Raw genomic sequence first — 16266 nt, forward strand, 5'->3', positions numbered from 1 at the left:
CCACCGCCGCTAGCGATCCTGGCGGTGGTGGCTTTCACAGGTTTCAAACTTTCTTCAAAGCCAAAACCGCGTTCAGCCCACCGAAGGCAAACGCGTTGCTCAGTGCAACGTCCACTTTCACTTCACGTGATTCGTTCGGAACAACATCCAGCGCACACTCAGGATCGGGCTCTTCATACCCAATCGTAGGGGCAATGATACCGTCCCGCAGTGCCATAATGCACGCCAGCAACTCGACAGCTCCGGTGCCACCGATCAAGTGGCCATGCATCGATTTGGTTGACGAGATCATAAGTTCGTCTGCGTGCGGGCCAAAGACATCGGCAACCGCCGCGCATTCGGTTTTGTCATTTGCTGCCGTGCCTGTTCCATGGGCGTTGATGTAACTTACATCACTTGCGTTTAATCCAGCATCAGCCAAGGCCCCGGCCATTGCACGAGAAGCCCCTTGTTTGCTGGGCATAACGATATCCGCCGCATCCGATGACATGGCGAACCCAACAACCTCGCACAGAATCTCGGCACCGCGTGCGCGCGCGTGCTCGAATTCTTCAAACACGAAGATGCCTGCACCTTCGCCCTGCACCATTCCGTTTCGATTGGCGCTGAAAGGGCGGCACGCATCCTTGGACATCACCCGCAACCCTTCCCAGGCTTTAACCCCACCGAAACACAGCATAGATTCAGCGCCACCGGTGATCATGGCCGGAGCAGCTCCGCTGCGCACCATCTGAAAGGCCAGAGCCATGGCATGGTTTGACGAGGCGCAAGCTGTAGAGACCGTAAAGCTCGGCCCCTTGAGATTATGCTCCATGGACACATGGCTTGCGGCGGCATTGTTCATCAGCTTGGGCACCACAAAGGGGTGCACACGGTTTTTGCCGTCTTCATAGACCGAGCGGTAATTGTCGTCCCAGGTCGACACGCCGCCACCTGCAGTGCCTAAAACAACCCCGGACCTCGCGGCCATTTCACCGTGAAATTCGATCCCGGATTGCTCAATCGCTTCTTTCGCAGCGGTCAGCGTGAATTGCGTGAACCGGTCATACAGCGTCATTTGCTGACGGTTGAACCGGCCTTCCGCCTCGAACCCACGCACCTGGCCACCGATCTTGATGGTCAGACGTTCGACATCGCGAAACTCAAGCTCGGAAATACCGCAGCGCCCTTCGCGCATGGCTTCAAGCGTATCTGGGACCGAATGGCCCAGCGAGTTGATGGTGCCCGCGCCGGTAATGACAACACGTTTCATAACTTTGCGTCAGACCTTTTCCGACACGAGCTTTTCGATCCCTGAAATGATCGCCGCTACGTTCGAAATATCAAAGTCGTTGGCCTGCGGTTCATTTGCGTTAAATGGGACAGAAATGTCGAATTCTTCTTCGATGGCAAAAATGCTTTCGACCAGCCCCATACTGTCGATTCCCAGATCTTCAAGCGTGCTTTCGGGTGTTACATCCGAAGGCTCCAGCAAGGCCTGCTCTGCAATGATTGCGATGACGCGGTCGCTGATGCTCATGTCGATCCCCTGATTGCCGGTTTGAGGATGATTTAATCGCTCGGAGGCTGTTTGAAAACAGCCTTTTTCAACGCCTCAACGTCACGTGCCATCCGAGGCAAACGGCGCTGCGCCTTGTAGATATCCGTATGGCTTTCCATCTTGATACCGGGATACCCCATGATGACACGCCCTGCGGGAACATTGGACAGAATCTTGGTGCCTCCGCCAGAAATAACGCCGTTGCCAATAAAGATGTTGTCGACCACCCCGGTTTGACCGCCTAAGACAACGTTGTTGCCAATCTCGACCGATCCGGAAACACCCGTCTGACCGCACAGAAGGCAATCTTGACCAACGCGGGTGTTGTGACCGACGTGCACAAGATTATCCAGCTTGGTGCCATTACCAATACATGTGTTACGGATCGTCCCGTTGTCGATGGTGCAATTGGACCCAACTTCGACATCGTCACCAATCTCAACAGCACCCAAAGAATGAATACGCAGCCAGGTCTGTGCCTTGGCACCCCCCTGATCGCCCATTGTTTTTCGAACGTTTTCAACGCCTGAGACTTCAGGCGTCACAAAGCTGAACCCGTCTCCGCCGATCCTTGCCCCCGGTTGGGCGATGAACCGATCTCCGATCCGGGCACGTGCGCCGATGCTAACCATTTCGCGCAGAACGGCGTTTTCGCCAAGGACTGCGTCCAACCCGATGACGCAGTGCGCTCCGATAACCGCACCCGCACCAATTTGAGCACGCGCGCCCACAACGGACAGTGGACCGATGGACACGTTCGCGCCAATCTGTGCTGTCGGGTCGATCACGGCGGACGGATGAACCCCGGGTTCAATCCCCTGCCCGCGGTCCAGCATTGCGGTAATCCCAGCCATCGCCATTCGCGGACGCGGCACAAAAATCGCTGCAGACAGCCCCAGTGCCTGCCAATCCGCACCTTCCCACAACACGGCTGCACGCGCGTCGCCGTTTGATAGCGCCTCGGCATATTTTGGAGCCATTGCCATCGCCAGATCGGTTGGACCTGCGTCACCCGGTTCGGCCGCCCGAATGATCGTAAGGCCAGTGTCGCCCTGACACTCAGCCCCAAGGGCTTCGGCGATTTGCTGAACGGTAAACTGCATGCGGGCTTCCTTTTGGCAGGAGTTGCGCCCTGTGATTACCCCTGAACGTCCGGCAGGGCCACCCCTGCCTTCTGCAGAGCCTGCCAAATCTTGCTATCACGCTTATAGACGTCGCGGCGATACTGCACGTCGCCTTTCGGCCCGATATAGGCCGTGCGATAGATCAGGTGCACCGGAACCGGGTTCTCCAGCTCGACCTTGGTCTCTCTTCCGGTGCCCAGAACGCGATGGAAAAACGCCTTGGGATCTTCTTCCTGCTTGGCGAGCAATGCGTAGGCAAACTCAAACGGTTGCGCCAGTCGGATACAGCCATGCGAGAACGCCCGCACCTCGCGAGAGAACAAACTTTTCTGAGGCGTATCATGCAGATAGATGTTGTGCTTGTTGGGGAACATGAACTTCACCAAACCCAGCGCATTTCGTTTGCTGGGCGGCTGACGCATCGCAAACGGGAAATTGCGCGCCGTGAATTGGGTGAAGTCTACCGCTCCGCGATTGACCTGCCGCCCGCGCCTGTCGGTGATTTCAATATGGCCAACTGCGTTGGGATTGGATTGCAGCTTCGGCAGGTATTCCTTGGTGATGATCGAGCGCGGAACATACCAACTCGGGTTGATCACCATATGCTCCATCTCGTCCGAGAATTCGGGGCTGCGACGGTCATGCGTATTTTTGCCAATCACAGCACGGGTCTCGAAGGTGACCAGACCGTCATCGACAATCTTGGCCGAGAAATCAGCTTGATTGACCAGAATATGGCGTGTGCCCCGCTCACGCGGTAACCAGCGTTCCCGCTCCAACGCGACGTAGACCGCTTTTAAACGTTCCGAGGCAGACTGGTTGAGTTCTGTTATCGTACCTTTTCCGGCTACGCCATCGGCGGCCAAACCATGCGCCGTTTGGAAGGCTTGAACTGCGGCCAACACCGCGTCGTCATAAACCGGGCTAGCTGTTGGCTTAAGGTAGCCCATTGCCACAAGCCGATTGCGCAGCTTGATGACACTGGATCCGGTATCCCCGTATTCTAGTTTGGTTACCGTGGCCGTTGACCCCCAGCCGCCTTGACTTACCAATGCTTCCAACGCCATTTTTTGCTTCATCAAAGCACGATACTGACGCGTCTGAGGCGCAAGACGGTCCAGGTACTCTGCACCAAGGATATTGAGCTGTTGCAGATGCTCTGCGGCACTGCGCCGTTTCACAGAACGCACCAGCCCGCCATCGATGCTGGCCGGGCGCAAAGCCCCCGAGTACAGATCATCTGCGTATTCGATAAAAACCCGGGTCAATTCCGCTTCAATCGCGCCCAGATCCCGAACCGATCGGGCCTGCTGCATCTGGTCAATCAACGCCTGCACGTCATGTCCTGCGGCGGGCAACCCGTGCAGTTGCATCTCCGACAAGGCCTTGATCAAAGCAGCCCGACGCTGGGCATGTTCTTGCGTATTCCCCACCCAAACCGGCGCAAATCCGTTGCCTTTGTAAAACTCAGCGATTCCCGCCGAATTCGGTGTGTGTTCGGCAACTGCCATCTGAAATGCGGTATCGGGCACGATGTCCGAAGCGGTGTTGGCCATTGCGGCCGTTGCCGCGAAACAGGCGGTCAGCAGAATACTTGTACTGGTTCTAAAAACAGAGAGCATGAGATGGCCTTGGTTATTCAATAGCTTGTGCAAAAGTTGCTGCGTCGAACAAATATGGTTTTTGGACCGACCTGTTGTCTATTCACAAATTCCTTACCTCAGAGCTTCTGCTCGCGCATGATGCGCGTTTGCATCGGCTGCGTGCTGCGCGACACCCAATTAAGAAATTTTTGTGGCGGACTGTGTCATTTGCGCAAAAAACTGCCGAAAATTCCCCCTTGAAAAGATGCCTCTGAAAGACTTCTTGGCGGCCGAATCTGATTGTGCCATAAATTCCGCATCTGGGATGGGAATAAATTAACACCGCGCGCGTAACATCGTGTGCAGGCAGGAACAGTACGGGACGAACCTTAAAATGACCAAGTGCAGTACCTCGGGAATGACCCGGCGTGCCCTGTTGGGCGCATTCGCGGCCACAGCGGTCGCAGCAGCACCATCCTATTCCAATGCAGCAGGTTTTCTTCGCGGTGGCGGTGATATTCGCCGTATCCGTATGTACTCCGGTCGCACTGGCGAACGGATTGATATGATATATTGGGTGGACGGCAAATATATCAAGGACGCTGTCAAGGAAGTGAACCACTTCATGCGTGACTGGCGCACCGATCAGGCAAAGTCCATGGACCTGCGCACAATCGACATCATGGCCGCCTCGCATAACCTCTTGGATGCCAATGAGCCGTATATGCTGTTGTCGGGCTATCGCTCGCCCCAGACCAACGCCATGTTGCGTTCAAAGTCCCGCCGCGTTGCGCGCAACTCGTTGCATATGCAGGGCCAGGCGGCTGATTTGCGTCTTGGCTCCAGATCGGTTTCTCAGATGGCCAAAGCAGCCATGTCTTGCCGCGCTGGCGGCGTCGGTCAGTACTACGGTTCGAACTTCGTTCACATGGATTGTGGCGTTGTCCGCTCCTGGCGCGGTTAACCCCGAACGCGACTAAACCTCAGTACTCTGTCTTCATTCGTCCTTGGGCGACACGTGAATCGCATGTGAACGCTCCGCGTTTCGTCCGCCTCCTACCAAGAGCAAACACGATATTCCCGTGCTCTGTTTGCGAAAATCTCGATTCCCAATACTCGCAAGACAACGTTTCGGGACGGCTGATCAACAGCGCGTTCAACCGATTGGATTAGCGGGCTTTTTCAACTCTCTACTTTTTGAAATGGCGCACCTGAGAGGATTCGAACCTCTGGCCTCTGCCTTCGGAGGGCAGCGCTCTATCCAGCTGAGCTACAGGTGCCTTGGCCGTTAGCTAACCTTGTTCCGACCCGGGTGCAACTGCAAATCTTCGCCACCCAGGACGGTTTCGCTTAACCTGATTGGCCCGCATCATGCGAACAAATCATGGGCCAGTTCCAGTGCCTCGATCAGGGTGTCGACCTCACCCGTCGTGTTATAAAGACCGAAACTCGCGCGGCATGTGGCTGTCAGTCCAAGGTGATCCATCAGGGGACCTGCACAGTGATGACCCGCCCGAACTGCAACACCCTTCTTGTCCAGAATGGTCGAGACATCATGCGCGTGCCCTGCCCCATCCAGTGTAAAACTGAAGATCGCGGCCTTGTCAGGTCGAGTGCCTTGTACTTGCAGCCAGTTCAATCCGGTAAGGCGTTGCATGGCATAGTCCCGCAACCCTGCCTCGTGGGCTGCGATATTCTCCATCCCCAATTCCATCATATAGTCCAGCGCCACACCCAACCCGATGATTTGAACAATACCCGGCGTTCCGGCTTCGAATTTCATGGGTGGATCGTTGTAGACGACCTGATCTTTGCTGACTTCTTTGATCATATCGCCGCCGCCAATAAAGGGGCGCATCTCGGCCATACGTTCTGATTTGATGAAAATCGCACCGGACGCAGAGGGACCGTAAAGCTTGTGCCCGGTAATTGCATAGAAGTCACAGTCGAGGTCCTGCACGTTCACCGGCATATGAACGGCACCTTGACTGCCATCCACCAAAACCGGAACACCTTTCGCATGCGCACCTTCGGTAATGGCCTTCACATCCACAACGGTACCAAGAACGTTCGAGCAATGTGTGACGGCCACCAATTTGGTTTTAGGTCCGATTGCATCGATCACGGCCTGAGGGTCCAACCCGCCGTCAGCATCCACATCGACCCATTTCAACACAACGCCCTGTCGTTCGCGCAGAAAGTGCCAAGGGACGATATTGGCGTGATGCTCCATCACACTAAGCACAATTTCGTCCCCCGCTTGCAGGCGTGGCATGGCCCAACCATAGGCAACCAGATTGATCCCTTCCGTCGTGCCCGAATTCAGAACAATTTCATCCTCGTTCGGCGCACCAAGGAATTGTGCGATTTTACCGCGCACGTTCTCGTACTTCTCAGTGGCCAGGTTGGACAGATAATGCAGCCCGCGATGCACGTTTGAATACTCTTCCGCATAGGCCCGGGTCACCGCATCAATCACAACCTGCGGCTTTTGTGCCGAGGCCCCATTGTCGAGGTAGGTCAGCGGTTTGCCATTCACCTGACGTGACAGGATTGGAAAGTCTGAACGGATGTTTTGCACATCATACATAGGCTTATTCCCTAGACGGGCCCGCTTGGGGTCAACATTAACACGAAAGGCACCGCAACAAGGGCAGACAGCAAGATGACGGCAAAGGATTTGCCCAAAGATCCAAACTGATGCGCTTCGTTCAAAAAATGCAGTGTGATGTACAGGCTGAGCACTGCTGTCGCCATCAGCAATAGCAACATGAGAAACGGAAAGGTGATGCTGAGAGCCAACGTGATCATCAGGGCCACGATCTGCAGAAACTGCAACCAGATCGTCAGAACCATCATATCATCGAACGTCGCAGTCCCGCCCAGAAGGCGACCAACGAACAGGAAGGCCACAATGCTTAGCATCATTGCTCCGGCCGATTTCAGCAATACCAGCGGAATCGATTCAGGCTCAGCCAACGTTTCGGTGTTCGGAGCATCAGTGGAAGGCACCGTGACGAACAGGTCGATACCCAGCTGCACAAGGCAATTCAGAACAACAGCTAAGAAAAACGCCAGCCACAAGACCTCGCGCCCGGGGTTAAGGGCCAAAAGCTGACGCGCAGCCTTGGCTGGTTTGCGTAGCGTCAAAAGCGCCAAATTGCCAAAGAAGACCGTATTCATACAGCAACCCTTTGTGCCTGCCTGAGACCTGATACCCAGAACCAAACAAATACAGCAACCCAAACACCGCCAACCAGAGTCAATGTCGGCCCGGGACCGATAAACCCGGCAACCAGCCCGTTCAACAAAACCAGCGGAGCCGAGGACAACAGAGCCCAAAACAAGGCAAGTCGTGCGCCATAGGCGGTTCCGTGGCCACCGAACAGTCGTGCGGCCCAATGTGAGATCAAAGCCAATAGGTAGAAGAACAATGGCAACATGAATACGGATCCCAACAGAGCCCCGCCAAGCAGCATATTCAGCTCCAGCCCTTCAAGATGCGCCCGACGCGCCAGGCCCGGCATCTGCGCAATGAACGCGACCAGACAAAAAGACATGACAAATGCCAGTGCCCTATCTTCGCGCGGTCCCATATCCAGAAGCCGACGCACAACGCGCCCCGGCCCCCGGTATGTTGCCACGATATCTGACGAAACCGGCATCAGCTGCGTCGCGCCAACCAACCTTCCAGACGGTTCACAATGGCTTCGGCCAAGGAACTGTCTTCGATCTCGTCTACTGCCTCGGCCAGGAACGCCAAGGTCAGCATATTGGTCGCGTCCTTTGTCGGAACACCACGAGACCGCAGGTAGAACAGAGCGGTTTCGTCAATCGCGCCGGAGGTAGACCCATGTGAACAGGCCACATCATCGGCATAGATCTCAAGCTCCGGCTTGGCCAGGAACTGACTGTCGTCATCCAACAGCAATGACTGGCTGATCTGATAGCCGTCGGTTTTCTGCGCACCCGCTTTGACCAGAATCTTGCCCTGGAACACCCCGGTCGCACCGTTGCGCAGCACTTTCTTGAACACCTGCCGGCTTTCGCAATTCACCGCATCGTGGGTGACAAACACTGTGTCGTCGTGATGGAAATCACCATCACCGACACAAGCGCCCGCCACGTGAGCAACAGCGTCATCTCCGGTCAGTTCGACAATCTGCTCGTTCCGGGTGAGCACGCCGTTCACGGTCAAGGTGAACGACTTATATACCGATTCCTGTCCCAGACGGGTGAACATATGGGTCGCTGCGCGCCGCTCATGATCGCGTCCCTGCGCACGCACGTGGTGCATCGTGCCGTTGTCCGCCACGTCGATCTCCATGCACTTGTTAAAGCGCGAAGCAGCCGGGCCGGTTTCCAGAATCGTCGCCTCGGCGCCACTTTCGACGCGGACCACGTGATGCAGGATGGCATCCGAGGTCGGGGACGCGTGGCGATAGATCAGATTGATCGGTTTGGACGGCTTGCCCGTCACGTGGATGGCAACACCATCGGACGCAAAAGCGGTGTTCAGCGCTGCCAAGGGGCGTTGCACTGGCACCTGACCACGGGCTTCAAGCACGCCGTACAGCTCTTTCGCCCAGTGGATGTCCTTGCAGCAGATATCTTCGAGACGATCAATGCTGACGCCTTCCAGGGAAAGGTCATCCGAATCCTCGGCGCTGAAAACACCATCCACGAAAACAATTTTCAGTCGATCAAGTTCGGCGAAAATTGGCGACTCGTCATCCTTCAACACTGCGGCCGGCATGGCATCAGACGTGATCAATGTGTCTGGGCGGGTGTATTTCCAATACTCGTCGCGACGTCCAGGCAGGCCGGTTTCCAGCACGCGCGCCAACGCATCTTCGCGCGCCGCGCGGGTGCATCCGGCATCGGGCATTGTCAACGTAGCCAACCGAGCCTCGGTTACAGATTGTTTAACCTCGGGCACAGCCATTAGTTCACCTCGGCAAGAATGTCAGAGTAGCCGTTGTTTTCAACTTCCAATGCCAGTTCCGGGCCACCGGTTTTGATGATGCGGCCATCGGCCATGATGTGCACCACATCCGGTTTGATATGGTCCAACAGGCGCTGATAGTGAGTGATGACAAGGAAGCCCCTGCCCTGATCGCGCAGCGCGTTCACGCCTTCGGCAACCAATTTCATCGCATCGACGTCCAGGCCCGAGTCTGTCTCGTCCAGAATGCAAAGCTTGGGCTCCAGCATTGCCATTTGCAGAATTTCATTCCGCTTCTTCTCACCGCCGGAAAACCCGACATTGACCGGGCGCTTCAGCATATCAGCGTCGATTTTCAACGACTTGGCCTTGGCGCGGATATCTTTCAGGAAATCGGCCGCTGAAAGCTCCTCTTCCCCACGTGCCTTGCGTTGCGCGTTCACAGCGGTACGCAGGAAGGTCATGTTCCCGACGCCAGGAATCTCAACGGGATACTGGAAGGCAAGAAATACGCCGGCGGCGGCGCGCTCTTCAGGCTCCATCTCCAGCAGGTCTTCGCCATTCAGCTCCGCCGACCCTTCGGTGACTTCATATCCGTCACGGCCAGACAGCACATAGCTAAGGGTCGACTTGCCCGAGCCGTTCGGCCCCATGATCGCATGCACCTTGCCAGCCTCGACCGTCAGGTCCACGCCTTTGAGGATCTGCTTGTCTTCTTCCTCAAGTTTCACGTGCAGGTTTTTGATTTCCAGCATTTATTTGTCCTTTGGTGTAGCAGCGGAGCACTTGGGCTCCGTTCAAATTCTATCCCAGCAGCTTTCGGAGAATACGCGACGCAATCCACCCCAGGATCGCTCCGCCACCTACCACCCAAACCGGGTTTATGAAGGCCATATGATTGATGTTGACGTAAGCGACGCCAAGCAACCCACCAAGCACAGGAAGCGCATAACCCATTGCGGTCAGCACGTCATCTCTCTGGATGCGCTGGCGGGGCTTGTCCGGCATTAGCCCACAGATCCTTCCAGGCTAATCGCAACAAGCTGTTGAGCTTCCATGGCGAATTCCATTGGTAGCGCTTGCAGCACGTCCTTGCAGAACCCGTTGACAACCAAGGCTACCGCCTCTTCTTCGTCCATACCGCGTTGGCGGCAATAGAAAAGTTGATCGTCGTCCACTTTGGAGGTGGTCGCCTCGTGTTCTACCCGGCTCGAGTTGTTTTTGACCTCGATATACGGCACCGTGTGGGCCCCGCATTTGTCGCCGATCAAAAGGCTGTCACACTGGGTATAGTTGCGGCTGTCCTTCGCTTTCGGGTGCATCGAAACCAGCCCCCGATAGGTATTCTGCGCCTTGCCCGCGCTGATCCCTTTTGACACGATCCGCGACTTGGTGTTCTTGCCCAGATGAACCATCTTGGTGCCGGTGTCGGCTTGCTGGTAGTTGTTGGCGATCGCGATCGAATAGAACTCGCCCTGACTTTCATCTCCACGCAGGATGCAGGAGGGGTATTTCCAGGTCACAGCCGAACCAGTTTCGACCTGAGTCCACATCACCTTGGACCGGTCGCCCCGGCAATCGGCACGTTTGGTTACGAAATTGTAGATGCCGCCCTTACCGTTTTCATCCCCGGGGAACCAGTTCTGAACGGTCGAGTATTTCACCTCGGCGTCTTCCTCGATGATGATTTCAACCACAGCTGCATGCAGCTGTGCGGTGTCACGCTGGGGCGCGGTGCACCCTTCCAGATAGGACACATACGAGCCTTTGTCGGCGATGATCAACGTCCGCTCGAACTGGCCTGTGTTTTCCGCATTGATCCGGAAATAGGTGCTCAGTTCCATCGGGCAGCGCACGCCGGGTGGTATGTAGACAAAGGATCCATCCGAGAAAACGGCTGAATTCAGTGTGGCGTAGAAGTTGTCTGACACCGGCACGACAGTACCGAGGTACTTTTTGACCAGCTCAGGATGCTCTTTGATCGCCTCAGAAATCGAACAAAAGATGACACCGGCCTCTTTCAGCTCTTTCTGGAAGGTCGTTCCCACGGATACCGAGTCAAACACCGCGTCGACGGCAACCTTGCGCCCCTCGGAAGGTGCATTTTCTGCGCCTTCGACGCCCGCCAGAATCATCTGTTCTTTCAGTGGGATACCGAGCTTTTCGTAAGTTGCCAGAAGCTTGGGATCAACTTCGTCCAGCGACTTTGGCTTTTCTTCCATCGATTTGGGCCGTGCGTAGTAATACTGATCCTGAAAATCGATTGGCGGGTAGTGGACCATCGCCCAAGTGGGCTCTTCCATCTTGGTCCAACGCTCGAACGCGGCCAGACGCCATTCGGTCATCCATTCCGGCTCTTCGTTTTTGTCCGAGATCAGGCGAACAATATCGGGATTCACGCCTTTGGGCGCGTATTCCATTTCGATATCTGTGTCCCAGCCATATTTATAGGCTCCACCGACCTCACGGACCGCATCCACGGTTTCCTGATCGACACCCTCTTTTACCTGGGTCTGGTCCAATGCGGCCATGTTCTACCCTCCGTCAGATCACGCGGCGCGCGCGCGATGCTTTTTCTCTTTTTCAAGCCACGTTTCGGCGAAACGCAGCACTTCTTCTTCAGTTGTCCGAGGGTCCAGCGATACGCGGATCGCGCTGGCTGCTGTCACCTCGTCATATCCCATTGCAGTCAACACCGCGCTGGCGCGAACCTTGCCGCTGGAACAGGCGGAGCCCGCGCTGACTGCAAAACCCGACAGGTCCATTTGCATGACCTGCGTTTCACCTTTCCAACCGGGGGATGCGAAACACAGCGTGTTCGGAAGGCGTTTTTGACCTTTCCCGACAAAAATAGGTGATTTATTTCCAGCCTCAATAGCGTTTTCTAGAATATTTCTAAATTCTTCGACTTGCTCCCAAACACCACTTGCCAGATCGCGCATAGCAGCTTCAGCTGCGGCCCCGAACCCCACGATTCCAATGACGTTTTCAGTGCCTGACCGACGACCCATTTCTTGCCCGCCACCTTTTATCTGGGCCATCAGGTCCGTTCCACGTTTCATAACCACGGCACCGACCCCTTTTGGGCCGCCGAGTTTATGCGCCGATATCAAAGCCATTTGAGCGTTGAGCCAGTTGAAAGCAATCGGCAGCTTGCCAAACGCTTGGGTGGCGTCGGTCAATGCCAGTCCGGACGGCAGTGATTGAACAATGCCCGTTTCGGAATTGGCCATTTGCACTGTAGCCTTCGTCGGATCATCAACCACAACCAAGCCACTGCGCTGGACTTGGATATCTTCGATACTCCAAGCCCTTACCGCGTCATGTTCAATAGCAGCGCCGTGAAGATCGCGATCTGCCATCGTCAATGCAGCACCCTCGGTAGAACCGGATGTGAAGACGATATCAGCGCCATCGGCCCCAAAAGCGTTGGCAACCTGCGCACGGGCACGCTCGACCAGTGCTTTGGCCGCGCGCCCCTCCGCATGGACCGAGGACGGGTTGCCACAGACATCCATCGCCGCGATCATCGCGTCACGGGCCTCGGGCCGCAAAGGCGTTGTTGCATTATGATCCAGATAAACACGCGTCATGGATACATCTTTTCCCGGACAGTCCTCATGATGTTGCTCTCTAACTCGCTAGCTTAGTCGTCGACAACAGCGAACAGGTTCGGAACTGCCGGACAGGGCGCCAAATCGTTCTTGATGACGTCCGACAAGCGGGTCTGGTGCAAAAACACATAGACATGAGCGCTGAGACCTTCCCAGAGCCGATTGGTCAGAGACTGCGCGCGACTGCCGGAAGACGCCCCTGACGCCCCGGCCCCTTTTTGCAACGCATCCACCGTTTCATCCACGGCACTGAGGATTTCAACCACACGAATCTCGGACGCCGACCGCGCCAGACGATAACCGCCGCCCGGGCCACGCACAGACGCCACAAGTTCGGCCCGCCGAAGCTTGACAAATAGCTGTTCCAGGTAAGGAAGCGAGATATCCTGACGTTCCGAGATTTCACCCAGCGTGACCAGCTTGTCTGTGGGCTGCAGAGCAATATCGGCCAACGCCACCATGGCGTAACGTCCTTTGGTCGACAGCTTCATATCCAGTCCTCTTGGTCAGATCCGCGCGAAATCATTGACGCCGCCGCTGCCAGTGCGTATCTCCGACGGACAGCGCGTTTTCGCTAAGCGTTATAATTAGAACCGTTCTAAGGTGCCCGACGAATACCGTCAAGTAATTCCCGGCACCAATGATAAAAAGACAGGACCAAAGCACACATGCCCGAGGTGATTTTTCCCGGACCCGAAGGCCGCCTGGAAGGCCGCTACCACCCGCAAAAGGAAAAAGACGCACCGATCGCTATCGTGCTTCACCCGCATCCTCAGTTCGGCGGGACCATGAACAACAAGGTGGTCTATAACCTGCACTATGCGTTCTACAACATGGGCTTCACTGTGTTGCGCTTTAATTTCCGCGGCGTTGGCCGCAGCCAGGGCGAATACGATCAGGGCGTGGGTGAGTTGAGCGATGCAGCGTCGGCGCTGGATTACCTGCAGTCGATGAACACCAACTCGAAACATTGCTGGGTCGCTGGCTTTTCGTTTGGCGCCTGGATCGGCATGCAATTGCTGATGCGCCGCCCCGAGATCACGGGCTTCATCAGCGTCTCGCCCCCGGCCAATATGTACGATTTTTCGTTCCTGGCGCCCTGCCCGTCTTCTGGTCTGATCATCAATGGATCAGCGGACCGCGTCGCGCCGCCGGCCGATACAACCGGATTGGTCAGCAAGCTGCACGAGCAAAAAGGCATCACCATCACCCATACCGAGGTCGAGGGTGCCGATCACTTCTTTCAAGATCGCCACATGGACACGCTGATCACCGATGTCAGCGACTATGTGAAACGCCGACTGACTGAAACCACGCGCTAATGTCCGATACGATCACCAATCTGGCGTCGAAACTGGCGGAAGATACGATGAAGGTCATGGATGAAACCGGCGATGATCGCTTCTTTATGCAAGTTTCCGAGCTTTTGGGGGCATCCTCGCAATCTTTGGAAGAGGCATTTCTGACCGAAGTCCGGGTGCGCCTGGCCGAACGCAAGGCACGGCAATTCGTGGTCAAGCGACTGACCGACCACCGCTCAAAGATCAAAGCGATCGAGAAGCAATGACCGAGAGGTTATCGGCCCAGATCGCTTTCCTGAAACGGGCAGATGATTTGAAAGCGGTCGAGCGGGCAAATGTCCTGCTCGACCAGTCCCGCCCCGAAAACTCTGCCGAACACAGTTGGCATCTTGCGCTTTGGGCGTTGGTCATGGCACCGCTGGCTGGTTCTGATGTCAATATTGATCGCGTGATCCGCATGTTGCTTCTGCATGATCTTGTCGAGATCATTGTTGGCGACCACCCAATCCACCTGAGCACTGACTGGGAAAGTGTCGCCAAGGCCGAACACGCGGCCGCAGCGCAGCTATTTGGCCTTCTTCCGTCGGAACAAGCAGCAGAGTTCATGACCTTATGGTACGAATTCGAAGCAGATCAGAGCCCAGACGCGCAGTTTGCCAAAATACTGGACCGGTGCCAGCCTTTGTTTCAGGTCTTGTGCGCAACACATCCGCGGCCGGATCATCTGGATGTTGTCCGGGATAATCTGGATGGTGGGCGTGCCGCCTATCTGAAAAGTGCTTTTCCCTATGCCTATCGTCATGCGCATGATCTGCTGACCGGCGAAGGTGTAGACAATAATGCGTTCACGGACCGGCTGCCGTTTTTGACAGAGGCAGATCAGCTGAAATCTATTTTGCGCGCCTCTCGTCTAATGGGCAGTGATCGGTTCGAAAACTCGGCTGAACACTCATGGCACATCATGCTGTATGCTTGGGTCCTGTCGGACTACGCGGGTCCGGACGTCCGGATCGGCCGGGTTCTGCAGATGCTTTTGTTACATGACATTGTCGAAATCGATGCAGGAGATCATCCGATCCACGGGCAGGTTGATCACGCCGCACAAGCCGCGAAAGAAGAAGCTGCCGCAAAACGCCTGTTCGGCCTATTGCCCGACAGCCAACGAACGTCTTTCGTTGATCTGTGGCATGAATTCGAAAATGCTGAGACAAGCGATGCGCGATTTGGCAAGGCGATTGACCGACTTCAAACTCCGATCGCCAATCTGGAAACGGGTGGTGGGTCCTGGATCGACTATGACGTTACATATGCCCAAATCGAAGCACGTGTTCGCCCTGCAATCGAAGCCGGTGCGCCCGAGCTATGGGCTTGGCTTGAACCGCAATTGACGGCGTATTTTTCGGCAACTGAAGCTGCCAGCGGATAACCGACCCAAAGAAAAAAGGAGCCTGAAAGCCCCTTTTTCCCTGCTAAGTTCCAGATGACGCTTATCCTACGCAACCATCTAACTGATAAACCAAAAGGGCTACAGCAATCTAGACGGACCCCCCGCCTGCAAGCCACCCAAGCGCCACAATAAGAGCCGAAGCAAATATGACGGATTTTGAAAATGTCGTCATTAATCAATACTCGTTAACAAATCATTAAATATGGGGAAATCTTACACTAAATTGCAAAGACCCATAGTCAGGTATACCTGACCCTAGGTCATCATCTTAACTGTTGCAGGGCATCGAATCTACTTGCCCAAACGGGAAGTATCGTGCTCAACCGGGCCTGATACCCCTGTGTTTAGGTGCTTCGCTATGCCCAAAGCCTATCTGATCCTCTTACTAGCCGTTTTTGCCGAAACAATCGGCACGACCGCCTTACAGGCCAGTCAGCAGTTCACAAGGCTCTGGCCTTCGGTTTTGGTTGTTATCGGCTACGGGTTTGCATTCTACCTGATGGCCCTCACCCTGAAGGTCATGCCAGTCGGCATTGTATATGCCATCTGGTCAGGGCTCGGGATTTTCTTTATTGCCCTGATCGGCTTTGTCGTCTTTGGACAAAAACTCGACTGGCCGGCGGTCCTAGGATTGTCGATGATCCTGGCCGGAATCCTGATCATTCACCTGTTTTCCCAGACCACGGGCCACTGACTGTCGGTTAGGGGTGGT

18 protein-coding genes and 1 tRNA gene are annotated in these 16266 nt (G+C 55.5%); 5 read left to right on the forward strand and 14 right to left on the reverse strand.

All coding sequences use genetic code 11. The features are described from left to right. Nucleotides 1–43 precede the first annotated feature (43 nt). From D9K61_RS22805 to D9K61_RS22820, 4 genes are read right to left on the reverse strand one after another with little or no spacing between them, the layout of a single operon-like run. Nucleotides 44–1252 (reverse strand): beta-ketoacyl synthase, encoded by a 1209-nt coding sequence (locus D9K61_RS22805; protein WP_120635469.1) that lies wholly within the window; start codon nucleotides 1250–1252, stop codon nucleotides 44–46. 9 nt (nucleotides 1253–1261) lie between these two features. Beyond that, nucleotides 1262–1519: an acyl carrier protein gene (locus D9K61_RS22810; RefSeq protein WP_120635470.1), complete on the reverse strand. Its 258-nt coding sequence runs from the start codon at nucleotides 1517–1519 to the stop codon at nucleotides 1262–1264. Nucleotides 1520–1551: 32 nt separating this feature from the next. Then, a complete protein-coding gene (gene lpxD, locus D9K61_RS22815; protein ID WP_120635471.1) occupies nucleotides 1552–2643 on the reverse strand; it encodes a UDP-3-O-(3-hydroxymyristoyl)glucosamine N-acyltransferase in 1092 nt (363 codons plus the stop codon). A gap of 35 nt (nucleotides 2644–2678) precedes the next feature. Continuing rightward, a complete protein-coding gene (locus D9K61_RS22820) occupies nucleotides 2679–4286 on the reverse strand; it encodes a L,D-transpeptidase family protein (RefSeq protein WP_120635472.1) in 1608 nt (535 codons plus the stop codon). 355 nt (nucleotides 4287–4641) lie between these two features. Between D9K61_RS22820 and D9K61_RS22825 the strand changes: the two genes are divergently transcribed. Next, complete coding sequence (locus D9K61_RS22825) at nucleotides 4642–5211, forward strand: DUF882 domain-containing protein (RefSeq protein ID WP_120635473.1); 570 nt, start codon at nucleotides 4642–4644, stop codon at nucleotides 5209–5211. A gap of 239 nt (nucleotides 5212–5450) precedes the next feature. Here D9K61_RS22825 and D9K61_RS22830 read toward each other — a convergent pair. The 10 genes from D9K61_RS22830 to D9K61_RS22875 all read right to left on the reverse strand — a co-directional run bounded on the left by D9K61_RS22830 (nucleotide 5451) and on the right by D9K61_RS22875 (nucleotide 13297). Beyond that, nucleotides 5451–5527 (reverse strand) — tRNA-Arg (locus D9K61_RS22830). 89 nt (nucleotides 5528–5616) lie between these two features. Next, complete coding sequence (locus D9K61_RS22835; RefSeq protein ID WP_120635474.1) at nucleotides 5617–6837, reverse strand: cysteine desulfurase; 1221 nt, start codon at nucleotides 6835–6837, stop codon at nucleotides 5617–5619. 11 nt (nucleotides 6838–6848) lie between these two features. Then, nucleotides 6849–7430 carry a Yip1 family protein gene (locus D9K61_RS22840; protein ID WP_120635475.1) on the reverse strand — a complete coding sequence of 194 codons (582 nt, stop codon included), beginning with the start codon at nucleotides 7428–7430 and terminating at the stop codon, nucleotides 6849–6851. Beyond that, on the reverse strand, nucleotides 7427–7912 hold the full coding sequence (locus tag D9K61_RS22845; protein WP_120635676.1) for a YIP1 family protein: 486 nt from the start codon (nucleotides 7910–7912) through the stop codon (nucleotides 7427–7429). Before D9K61_RS22845 ends, D9K61_RS22840 begins: the two co-directional genes overlap by 4 nt. Further along, nucleotides 7912–9192: a SufD family Fe-S cluster assembly protein gene (locus tag D9K61_RS22850; RefSeq protein WP_120635476.1), complete on the reverse strand. Its 1281-nt coding sequence runs from the start codon at nucleotides 9190–9192 to the stop codon at nucleotides 7912–7914. Before D9K61_RS22850 ends, D9K61_RS22845 begins: the two co-directional genes overlap by 1 nt. Then, nucleotides 9192–9947 (reverse strand): Fe-S cluster assembly ATPase SufC, encoded by a 756-nt coding sequence (sufC, locus tag D9K61_RS22855; RefSeq protein WP_120635477.1) that lies wholly within the window; start codon nucleotides 9945–9947, stop codon nucleotides 9192–9194. Before sufC ends, D9K61_RS22850 begins: the two co-directional genes overlap by 1 nt. 49 nt (nucleotides 9948–9996) lie before the next feature. Continuing rightward, complete coding sequence (locus D9K61_RS22860; RefSeq protein ID WP_120635478.1) at nucleotides 9997–10200, reverse strand: hypothetical protein; 204 nt, start codon at nucleotides 10198–10200, stop codon at nucleotides 9997–9999. After that, a complete protein-coding gene (gene sufB / locus D9K61_RS22865; RefSeq protein ID WP_120635479.1) occupies nucleotides 10200–11723 on the reverse strand; it encodes a Fe-S cluster assembly protein SufB in 1524 nt (507 codons plus the stop codon). Before sufB ends, D9K61_RS22860 begins: the two co-directional genes overlap by 1 nt. Before the next feature lie 18 nt (nucleotides 11724–11741). Continuing rightward, the gene (locus tag D9K61_RS22870) at nucleotides 11742–12785 is read right to left on the reverse strand and encodes a cysteine desulfurase family protein (RefSeq protein ID WP_120635480.1); all 1044 of its coding nucleotides are present in this window, start codon (nucleotides 12783–12785) and stop codon (nucleotides 11742–11744) included. 53 nt (nucleotides 12786–12838) lie between these two features. Continuing rightward, nucleotides 12839–13297, reverse strand: a complete 459-nt coding sequence (locus tag D9K61_RS22875) for an Rrf2 family transcriptional regulator (protein ID WP_120635481.1) — start codon at nucleotides 13295–13297, stop codon at nucleotides 12839–12841. Between the two features lie 177 nt (nucleotides 13298–13474). Between D9K61_RS22875 and D9K61_RS22880 the strand changes: the two genes are divergently transcribed. The 4 genes from D9K61_RS22880 (at nucleotide 13475) to D9K61_RS22895 (ending at nucleotide 16248) form a co-directional block, all read left to right on the forward strand. Next, nucleotides 13475–14128, forward strand: a complete 654-nt coding sequence (locus tag D9K61_RS22880; RefSeq protein WP_120635482.1) for an alpha/beta hydrolase — start codon at nucleotides 13475–13477, stop codon at nucleotides 14126–14128. Next, nucleotides 14128–14373 carry a hypothetical protein gene (locus D9K61_RS22885; RefSeq protein WP_120635483.1) on the forward strand — a complete coding sequence of 82 codons (246 nt, stop codon included), beginning with the start codon at nucleotides 14128–14130 and terminating at the stop codon, nucleotides 14371–14373. Before D9K61_RS22880 ends, D9K61_RS22885 begins: the two co-directional genes overlap by 1 nt. Continuing rightward, nucleotides 14370–15533 (forward strand): HD domain-containing protein, encoded by a 1164-nt coding sequence (locus D9K61_RS22890; RefSeq protein ID WP_120635484.1) that lies wholly within the window; start codon nucleotides 14370–14372, stop codon nucleotides 15531–15533. The genes D9K61_RS22885 and D9K61_RS22890 overlap by 4 nt, the downstream gene beginning before the upstream one ends. A gap of 379 nt (nucleotides 15534–15912) precedes the next feature. Further along, nucleotides 15913–16248, forward strand: coding sequence for a multidrug efflux SMR transporter (locus D9K61_RS22895; protein WP_120635485.1), 336 nt, complete (start codon nucleotides 15913–15915; stop codon nucleotides 16246–16248). Nucleotides 16249–16266: the final 18 nt, after the last annotated feature.

Origin of the sequence: Ruegeria sp. EL01, from assembly GCF_900313035.1 — a bacterium.
Classification (GTDB): domain Bacteria; phylum Pseudomonadota; class Alphaproteobacteria; order Rhodobacterales; family Rhodobacteraceae; genus Ruegeria.

What these genes read in the sequence shown, in the direction of transcription:
- D9K61_RS22805 (WP_120635469.1), bottom strand. Translation starts at nt 1,252, where the DNA reads ATGAAACGTGTTGTCATTACCGGCGCGGGCACCATCAACTCGCTGGGC.
- D9K61_RS22810 (WP_120635470.1), bottom strand. Translation starts at nt 1,519, where the DNA reads ATGAGCATCAGCGACCGCGTCATCGCAATCATTGCAGAGCAGGCCTTG.
- lpxD (WP_120635471.1), bottom strand. Translation starts at nt 2,643, where the DNA reads ATGCAGTTTACCGTTCAGCAAATCGCCGAAGCCCTTGGGGCTGAGTGT.
- D9K61_RS22820 (WP_120635472.1), bottom strand. Translation starts at nt 4,286, where the DNA reads ATGCTCTCTGTTTTTAGAACCAGTACAAGTATTCTGCTGACCGCCTGT.
- D9K61_RS22825 (WP_120635473.1), top strand. Translation starts at nt 4,642, where the DNA reads ATGACCAAGTGCAGTACCTCGGGAATGACCCGGCGTGCCCTGTTGGGC.
- D9K61_RS22835 (WP_120635474.1), bottom strand. Translation starts at nt 6,837, where the DNA reads ATGTATGATGTGCAAAACATCCGTTCAGACTTTCCAATCCTGTCACGT.
- D9K61_RS22840 (WP_120635475.1), bottom strand. Translation starts at nt 7,430, where the DNA reads ATGAATACGGTCTTCTTTGGCAATTTGGCGCTTTTGACGCTACGCAAA.
- D9K61_RS22845 (WP_120635676.1), bottom strand. Translation starts at nt 7,912, where the DNA reads ATGCCGGTTTCGTCAGATATCGTGGCAACATACCGGGGGCCGGGGCGC.
- D9K61_RS22850 (WP_120635476.1), bottom strand. Translation starts at nt 9,192, where the DNA reads ATGGCTGTGCCCGAGGTTAAACAATCTGTAACCGAGGCTCGGTTGGCT.
- sufC (WP_120635477.1), bottom strand. Translation starts at nt 9,947, where the DNA reads ATGCTGGAAATCAAAAACCTGCACGTGAAACTTGAGGAAGAAGACAAG.
- D9K61_RS22860 (WP_120635478.1), bottom strand. Translation starts at nt 10,200, where the DNA reads ATGCCGGACAAGCCCCGCCAGCGCATCCAGAGAGATGACGTGCTGACC.
- sufB (WP_120635479.1), bottom strand. Translation starts at nt 11,723, where the DNA reads ATGGCCGCATTGGACCAGACCCAGGTAAAAGAGGGTGTCGATCAGGAA.
- D9K61_RS22870 (WP_120635480.1), bottom strand. Translation starts at nt 12,785, where the DNA reads ATGACGCGTGTTTATCTGGATCATAATGCAACAACGCCTTTGCGGCCC.
- D9K61_RS22875 (WP_120635481.1), bottom strand. Translation starts at nt 13,297, where the DNA reads ATGAAGCTGTCGACCAAAGGACGTTACGCCATGGTGGCGTTGGCCGAT.
- D9K61_RS22880 (WP_120635482.1), top strand. Translation starts at nt 13,475, where the DNA reads ATGCCCGAGGTGATTTTTCCCGGACCCGAAGGCCGCCTGGAAGGCCGC.
- D9K61_RS22885 (WP_120635483.1), top strand. Translation starts at nt 14,128, where the DNA reads ATGTCCGATACGATCACCAATCTGGCGTCGAAACTGGCGGAAGATACG.
- D9K61_RS22890 (WP_120635484.1), top strand. Translation starts at nt 14,370, where the DNA reads ATGACCGAGAGGTTATCGGCCCAGATCGCTTTCCTGAAACGGGCAGAT.
- D9K61_RS22895 (WP_120635485.1), top strand. Translation starts at nt 15,913, where the DNA reads ATGCCCAAAGCCTATCTGATCCTCTTACTAGCCGTTTTTGCCGAAACA.